We start from the raw sequence: 8,249 nt of genomic DNA, 5'->3' as shown, positions 1-8,249 counted from the left end.
CTTAATGAAATTCTCTTTGCTAGGGCCCCAATCCCCAGCTTGCTTAGCTTGTAGAATTTCTTAATGAAATTCTCTTTGCTAGGGCCCCAATCCCCAGCTTGCTTAGCTTGTAGAATTTCTTAATGAAATTCTCTTTGCTAGGGCCCCAATCCCCAGCTTGCTTAGCTTGTAGAATTTCTTTGTGAAATTCTCTTTGCTAGGGTCCCATCGCCCCGGCAAGGTTGACTAGAATTAAAAAAAGCTAGTTACAAGTGCATTTTTAATTCAGTCAACTACTGCCAATATATATTTGTAGCCTGAGACATTGAATTATGTCCCAGGCTCAGGCTCTTGTCAATGTCTCAATAAAGATAAGAATTATAAAAAAAACCTTCATAGCTTATAAAATACTATGAAGGGGCTTATGATAACTTATTATCTTGTTTAAATGTCATCTTTTAACAATACAAAGGTGATTAATGAATACCTTTCATTGCTTTTGAAATTTTAGGAGTGAAAGCTAAGATGATTACTGTAATTACAATAGCAACGCTTCCTAAGAAGATGAAATAATTCGTTTGCCCTAAAGGATTGATTAATTTAACTAATGTACCATTAAGTGCTTGCGCAGATGCGTTTGTTAATAACCAAACACTCATCATTTGAGCATTAAATGCTTTAGGGGCTAATTTAACAGCCGCACTGTTACCAGTAGGTGATAAACATAATTCACCAACCACACATACAACGTATGATAGGATAACCCAGTTTACTGAGAAGTGCGTATCACCATAACTCATACCGATAAGTCCCATTAAAATGTATGAAGCACCAGCTAATAGCGTACCTAATCCAAATTTTACTGGAAGGCTTGGTTGTTTTTTACCCATTTTCAACCAAATCGCAGATACGATTGGTGCGAATAAAAGAATAAATAATGGGTTAATTGATTGGAACCATGCTTCACCGAAATCTGTTGTCCAACCGAATAAATTCATTTTCATATCAGAACGTTCTAAACCATAAATGTTTAATACGTTTGATCCTTGTTCTTGTATTGCCCAGAATAACATTCCTAAAATAAATAAAGGAATGAATGCTTTAACACGAGAACGTTCTACATCTGTAACATCTTTACTGCGAATCATAGTAGTGAAGTAAATGATTGGTAAAGCTATACCAAGTACCAGAACCGTATTACTAATAAGATTGAATGATAAAGTGTTTGTGAAATATGTAACTAATAGTACAATCGCAATGACTGCTACAATGATACCTACGATTAATCCGTATTTTTTCTTTTCTTCAGAAGATAGTGGGTTGGTTGGATTCATACCAACAGAACCTAAATTCTTTTTATTGAAAATCATATACCATACTAAACCTAATGCCATACCAATCGCTGCAATTAAGAAACCACCGTGATAGTTTTTCACGTCTAGGAAATGTTGCAGAATGATAGGTGAGATAAGCGCACCTAGGTTAACTGACATATAGAATATAACGAAACCGGCATCCATACGAGTATCATTCTCAGGATATAATCGTCCAACGATGTTTGAAATATTTGGTTTCATTAAGCCTGAACCTATGATAATAAAGAACATTGATGCGAATAAACCGAACATTGCGAATGGTAAACTTAGACAAACATGTCCGATGATAATGAGTACTGCACCAATCAAGGTTGCCCCTCTAGTACCGAATAGTCTATCTGCGACCCATGCACCAGGAATTGAAGACATGTAAATTAATGCGCCATAAACTGACATGATAGACATTGCAGTCGTTTGATCAATTCCTAAACCACCATTTTTAATTTGATCATACATGTAGAAAATAAGCATGGCACGCATGCCGTAATAGCTAAATCTTTCCCAAAATTCTACAAAGAATAGTACTCCTAAACCACTAGGGTGTCCGAAGAACCCTCGCTGAGGTATTGTTTGAACAGCTTGTTCATGGGAATTGTTTGTTGCCATATGTATCCCAATCCTTTCTTTCTTTAAAGACTGAAATTTAAAATCATAAATATGATAAGTAAAATTGATTAATTTCTTAAAAATAGAAATTTTTAGAAATTTCAGTCAATGAGTTGATGATTTAAAATTGAATGAGAATAAGTTGCTTTATTTAGATCATCTTACTCTTTTGGAATTTTAAATGATAATAATAAAATACGCTTTAATTCACTAATAGGCAATAGTAAATTTAAATAAAATCTCACAAATAATGAAAAAATCCACTAAAATGTTTGACAATTTAGTGGTTAAGTTAATCTTTTATCTGTTATCTATTTTTTCTGGATATAAATCATGATTCATTAATCGGTGTTCAGCCATCTTCTCATATTTAGAATTTGGACGTCCATAATTAGTGTATGGATCTATTGAAATACCACCTCGTGGAGTGAATTTGCCCCAAACTTCAATATAATGTGGGTCCATTAAGTCAATTAAGTCATTCATAATGATATTCATACAATCCTCATGAAAATCGCCATGATTTCTAAAGCTAAATAAGTACAATTTCAATGACTTAGATTCTACCATTTTAATATTTGGAATGTACGAAATATAAATCGTTGCGAAATCTGGTTGACCTGTAATTGGGCAAAGAGATGTAAATTCAGGACAATTGAATTTTACGAAGTAATCGCGTCCTTGATGTTTATTATCAAATGTTTCCAAAACTTCCGGTGTATAGTCAAATTCATATTTATTATTTTGATTACCTAATAAAGTAATATCTTGTAGTTCTTCTTTTTGACGTCCTTGAGTCAATTGAATCACTCCTTAGTGTTAGATTGTTGTTTAGTTATAGCGGTTTGTCGTCGTGCCTTTTCGAACATATAATAGCTTGCACCAATAATAATGACATAACCGATAAGGGCATAGAAATCAGGTGTTTCACCGAATAAAATAAATCCGAATATAGCCGTGAAAATGATTGAAGCATACGTAAAGATAGAAATATCTTTTGCAGGTGCAAAACTATAGGCTAGTGTTATACCAATTTGGCCAACTGCAGCAGAAAGACCTGCCCCTAAAAGATAAACCATTTGTATTGTCGTCATTGGCTCATAAGTTGCGATTGAAAACGGTATTAAAACGACAACTGAAAATAATGAAAAATAAAAAACAATAGTATATGGTGCTTCTCTGGTACTTAATGCACGAACACATGTGTATGCAGAGGCAGCAAAAATACCAGAAAATAATCCAGCTAAAGAAGTAATCATTGTTGAAGAAAACTCTGGTTTAACGATAAATAACATACCTAAGATTGCTACAATCATAGCAATGATTTGATATTTTCGAACTTTCTCATTAAGAAAAATTAAACTGAGTAAAATCGTCCAAAAAGGGTTGAGTTTCATCAGTGTATCCGCATCGCTTAACACCATATGATCTATAGCGTATATATTTAATAGGACACCTATAAGGCCTAGTGTAGATCGGGAAATTAAAAGAGGTTGGCTACTTAATTTCCCAAACATAGGTTGCTTATATTTAAATATGAAGAATAATGGTATGAACATTGCAACAAAATTTCGAGCTAGGGATTTTTGAAATACAGGTAGATCTCCGGCGAGTCTAAAAAAGACTGACATAAAACTAAAACCGACAGCTGAAATTAAAATTGCAATAATACCTTTAACTTTTGGATTCAAGGTTAATCGCCTCATTTATAAAAAATTACCGTATATATAGTAGCATAATTCAAATGCTAATGCATAAATACTTGAAAATAATACCAAGATGTATTATTATTTTAATACGAACAAATGTTCTGTTTATATTAAAAACACGTTAAATGCTATTTTTTTACAAATGTTATATTCGTGTTTTTGAAGCAAATTATAATTAACATTTGAATAATTGCGCAAAATATATTGATAATTTAAATGATTGGTCTTCAAGAATGCCGACAATTCAATGGTTTATTTAGCTGATAAAAATGCAACTAAAACACATCAAATATTCGAAAATAATTATTTGCGCCAATTTAAGTTTGGTCTGATGCACATTCAGACGTTTTTCCGAACTTTTGTCACGAAATAGTTACTTTTAATTAAGAGAGCAATTCTGTATAATGAAACACAGAATATAGTATTAAATTTTGAAACGAACCACAACATGTTGTGGTTGTATAAAAAGTTTGTGTTATACAAATTATTCATTTTAAAGGCAATTTCACACTGATTTTAAGTTGAAATTCCTAATTTAATACTATTAATACGAACGAGCATATAGATGAAATAGTCTCGAAATTTTAGTCTGAACACTACATGTAGTGGCTAGAAATGAAAGTCACTTCTTTTAGTATATTAATCATCAGCTAGTTGACATCCAATTAAATGTCTAAAATATGTCGCATTTATTGTCTAGCAAGTTTTCTTATCTATTAAGAGAACTTCTTTTTAATTAATATTATGGACTGACGAAAGAAGGCGTTCCAATGAAAGTAGTTTATTTTTCTTTTTCAGGTAATGTAAGAAGATTTATTAAACGAAGTGAAATTTCAGATGTAATGGAAATTACTAAGGATAATTGTACAGATCCATTTGAAGAACCTTATATTTTAGTTACGGGAACAATTGGATTTGGTGAAGTGCCTAAAGAAGTACAATCGTTTTTAGAAATTAATCATCATAATTTACGCGCTGTTGCAGCAAGTGGTAACCGTAACTGGGGACAAAACTTTGCGAAAGCGGGTAGAACAATTTCCGAAGAATATCATGTACCTTTATTAATGAAATTTGAAGTACAAGGTTCTAATAAAGATGTTATTGAATTTAAAAATAAGGTGGGGCATTTCAATGAAAATTATGAACGAGAAAAAGTACAATCATATTGAACTAAATAATGAAGTTACGAAACGTAAAGACAATGGTTTCTTTAACTTGGAGAAAGATCAAGAAGCATTAGCGGTTTATCTAGAAGAAATCCATGACAAAACAATTTATTTTGACAGTGAGATTGAACGTTTACACTATCTAGTAGATAATAATTTTTATTTTAATGTCTTTGACAAATATAGCGAAGAAGATTTAGTTGAAATCACTGAATTCGCCAAATCTATCAACTTTGAATTTGCAAGCTATATGTCTGCTAGTAAGTTTTATAAAGATTATGCGCTAAAAACTAATGATAAATCACAATATCTAGAGGATTATAATCAACATGTCGCAATCGTTGCACTATATTTAGCGGATGGTAATAAGCAGCAAGCGAAACAATTTATCTTAGCAATGGTCGAACAACGTTATCAACCTGCAACACCAACTTTCTTGAATGCTGGTCGCGCACGTCGTGGTGAATTAGTATCATGTTTCTTACTAGAGGTAGATGATAGTTTGAACTCTATCAATTTCATTGATTCTACTGCCAAGCAATTAAGTAAAATTGGTGGTGGTGTAGCAATAAATCTTTCTAAATTACGTGCTCGTGGTGAAGCTATCAAAGGTATTAAAGGTGTAGCCAAAGGTGTGCTACCAGTTGCCAAAGCATTAGAAGGCGGATTTAGCTATGCTGATCAACTAGGCCAACGTCCAGGTGCAGGTGCAGTATATTTGAATATCTTCCATTATGATGTAGAAGAGTTCTTAGACACTAAAAAGGTAAATGCTGATGAAGACTTACGTTTATCAACAATTTCTACTGGTCTTATAGTGCCATCTAAATTCTTTGATTTAGCAAAAGAAGGCAAAGATTTCTATATGTTTGCACCACATACGGTTAAACAAGAATATGGTGTAACATTAGATGATATTGATTTAGAAAAGTACTATGACGACATGGTTGCAAACCCAAATATCGTTAAGAAGAAAAAAGACGCAAGAGAAATGTTGAATATGATTGCGCAAACACAATTACAATCAGGTTACCCATACTTAATGTTTAAAGATAATGCTAACAAAGTTCATGCCAATTCAAATATTGGTCAAATTAAAATGAGTAATTTATGTACAGAAATCTTCCAATTACAAGAGACATCAGTGATTAATGATTATGGTATTGAAGACGAAATTAAACGCGACATATCATGTAATTTAGGTTCATTAAACATTGTAAATGTGATGGAAACAGGTAAAATTAAAGATTCTGTTCACACAGGTATGGATGCATTAACAGTAGTTAGTGATGAAGCAAATATTCAAAATGCACCAGGCGTGAGAAAAGCTAACAGTGAGTTACACTCTGTCGGTCTTGGCGTAATGAACTTACACGGCTATTTAGCTAAAAATAAAATAGGATATGAATCAGAGGAAGCTAAAGACTTTGCAAATACTTTCTTCATGATGATGAACTATTATTCAATAGAACGTTCAATGGAAATTGCGAAAGAACGTGGGGAAGTATACCAAGACTTTGAACAATCAGATTATGCTAGTGGTAAATACTTTGAGTTTTATACTTCTCAAGAATTTGAACCTAAATTTGAGAAAGTGAAACGACTATTTGATCATATTGATATTCCAACTGCTAAAGATTGGAAAGCATTACAAGAACAAGTTCAACAACATGGTTTATATCATGCATATAGACTTGCAATTGCACCTACACAAAGTATTTCATATGTACAAAATGCAACAAGTTCAGTTATGCCAATTGTTGATCAAATTGAACGTCGTACTTATGGTAATGCTGAAACATTTTATCCAATGCCATTCTTGTCTCCTGAAACAATGTGGTATTATAAATCAGCATTCAATACTGACCAAATGAAATTAATAGATTTAATCGCTACGATTCAAACACACGTGGACCAAGGTATTTCAACAATTTTATATGTGAATTCTGAAATTTCAACACGTGAATTATCAAGATTATATGTTTATGCTCACCATAAAGGGCTTAAATCGCTATATTATACTCGTAATAAATTATTGAGTGTAGAAGAATGTACAAGCTGTGCTATCTAATTTAAGAAACTTAAGATAACAAATTTTAAAAAGGAGGAAGGTTGTAGAGTCAAAACTTAAAAATGACTCTCAACTTATCCTCCAAACGAATGAGATTTGCTTTTTAGTAATTAAGGAGGATTTATAAATGAAGGCCGTCAATTGGAATACCCAAGAAGATATGACGAATATGTTTTGGCGTCAAAATATTTCTCAAATGTGGGTAGAAACAGAATTTAAAGTATCAAAAGATATTGCAAGTTGGAAGACACTAACTGAAGACGAGAAGAATACATTCAAACGTGCGTTAGCAGGATTAACAGGATTGGATACACATCAAGCAGATGATGGTATGCCGTTGATTATGTTACACACAACAGACTTACGTAAAAAAGCAGTGTATTCATTTATGGCAATGATGGAACAAATTCATGCGAAAAGTTATTCACATATATTTACAACTTTACTTCCATCTAGTGAAACAAACTATTTACTAGATACTTGGGTAATAGAAGAGCCTCATTTAAAATATAAATCTGATAAAATTATTGAAAACTATCACAAATTGTGGGGCAAAGAAGCCTCTATATATGATCAATATATTGCAAGGGTATCAAGTGTATTTTTAGAAACCTTCTTATTCTACTCTGGTTTCTATTATCCTTTATATTTAGCTGGACAAGGTAAAATGACTACTTCTGGTGAAATCATTAGAAAGATTTTACTAGACGAATCGATCCATGGTGTGTTTACAGGATTAGATGCTCAAAGTTTACGTAACGAACTATCTGAAAATGAAAAACAAAAAGCAGATAAAGAGATGTATAAATTATTAGAAGATTTATACGCTAATGAAGTATCTTATACACATATGTTATACGATGATATCGGCTTAAGTGAAGATGTATTGAACTATGTACAATACAATGGAAACAAAGCATTATCTAACTTAGGCTTTGAACCATACTTTGAAGAAAAAGAATTTAATCCTATCATTGAAAATGCATTAGATACTACAACTAAAAACCATGATTTCTTCTCAGTTAAAGGTGACGGATACACATTGGCATTAAATGTAGAAGCCTTACAAGACGAAGATTTCATTTTTGATAATTAATTATTAAAGACTAACATTAATAAGCCACTAGATTCAGTGTTGTTGATAACAACTACGATTTTAGTGGCTTATTTTTGTATTAAAAAGAGTACATCGTATTTGGACAAAAATAAATATTTACTTATGTATAAAAATACTATTGAAATCCACGTCTGTAATCTTTAATATTAATATTGACGACAATGATAATCATTATCGTTGGTAACGATTATCATTTCAATACGTATAGCAAGATGAGGAGAATTA

6 protein-coding genes are annotated in these 8,249 nt (G+C 32.1%); 3 read left to right on the top strand and 3 right to left on the bottom strand.

Features of this window, described 5'->3' with window-relative positions:
* Positions 1-455: 455 nt before the first annotated feature.
* From AC1RRU_RS05240 to AC1RRU_RS05230, 3 genes are all read right to left on the bottom strand, one after another.
* Positions 456-1,961 (bottom strand): S-Cys-Gly-3M3SH uptake peptide MFS transporter, encoded by a 1,506-nt coding sequence (locus AC1RRU_RS05240; protein WP_011276428.1) that lies wholly within the window; start codon positions 1,959-1,961, stop codon positions 456-458.
* Positions 1,962-2,261: 300 nt separating this feature from the next.
* Positions 2,262-2,762: a preQ(1) synthase gene (gene queF / locus AC1RRU_RS05235; protein WP_011276427.1), complete on the bottom strand. Its 501-nt coding sequence runs from the start codon at positions 2,760-2,762 to the stop codon at positions 2,262-2,264.
* 5 nt (positions 2,763-2,767) lie between these two features.
* Positions 2,768-3,652, bottom strand: coding sequence for a DMT family transporter (locus AC1RRU_RS05230; RefSeq protein ID WP_011276426.1), 885 nt, complete (start codon positions 3,650-3,652; stop codon positions 2,768-2,770).
* A 788-nt stretch (positions 3,653-4,440) separates the two neighbouring features.
* Between AC1RRU_RS05230 and nrdI the strand changes: the two genes are divergently transcribed.
* The 3 genes from nrdI (at position 4,441) to nrdF (ending at position 8,003) form a co-directional block, all read left to right on the top strand.
* Positions 4,441-4,839, top strand: coding sequence for a class Ib ribonucleoside-diphosphate reductase assembly flavoprotein NrdI (nrdI, locus tag AC1RRU_RS05225; RefSeq protein ID WP_011276425.1), 399 nt, complete (start codon positions 4,441-4,443; stop codon positions 4,837-4,839).
* Entirely contained in the window at positions 4,802-6,907 is a 2,106-nt protein-coding gene (gene nrdE / locus AC1RRU_RS05220) for a class 1b ribonucleoside-diphosphate reductase subunit alpha (RefSeq protein ID WP_011276424.1), read from the top strand. The genes nrdI and nrdE overlap by 38 nt, the downstream gene beginning before the upstream one ends.
* Before the next feature lie 127 nt (positions 6,908-7,034).
* Positions 7,035-8,003 carry a class 1b ribonucleoside-diphosphate reductase subunit beta gene (gene nrdF / locus AC1RRU_RS05215; protein WP_011276423.1) on the top strand — a complete coding sequence of 323 codons (969 nt, stop codon included), beginning with the start codon at positions 7,035-7,037 and terminating at the stop codon, positions 8,001-8,003.
* Positions 8,004-8,249 lie beyond the last annotated feature (246 nt).

This window comes from Staphylococcus sp. GW821-FHT11H10, from assembly GCF_058807855.1.
The sequence above is the reverse complement of the archived record's forward strand: the minus strand, read 5'-3'. Positions and strand labels throughout refer to the sequence as shown.

What these genes read in the sequence shown, in the direction of transcription:
- AC1RRU_RS05240 (WP_011276428.1), bottom strand. Translation starts at nt 1,961, where the DNA reads ATGGCAACAAACAATTCCCATGAACAAGCTGTTCAAACAATACCTCAG.
- nrdI (WP_011276425.1), top strand. Translation starts at nt 4,441, where the DNA reads ATGAAAGTAGTTTATTTTTCTTTTTCAGGTAATGTAAGAAGATTTATT.
- nrdE (WP_011276424.1), top strand. Translation starts at nt 4,802, where the DNA reads ATGAAAATTATGAACGAGAAAAAGTACAATCATATTGAACTAAATAAT.
- nrdF (WP_011276423.1), top strand. Translation starts at nt 7,035, where the DNA reads ATGAAGGCCGTCAATTGGAATACCCAAGAAGATATGACGAATATGTTT.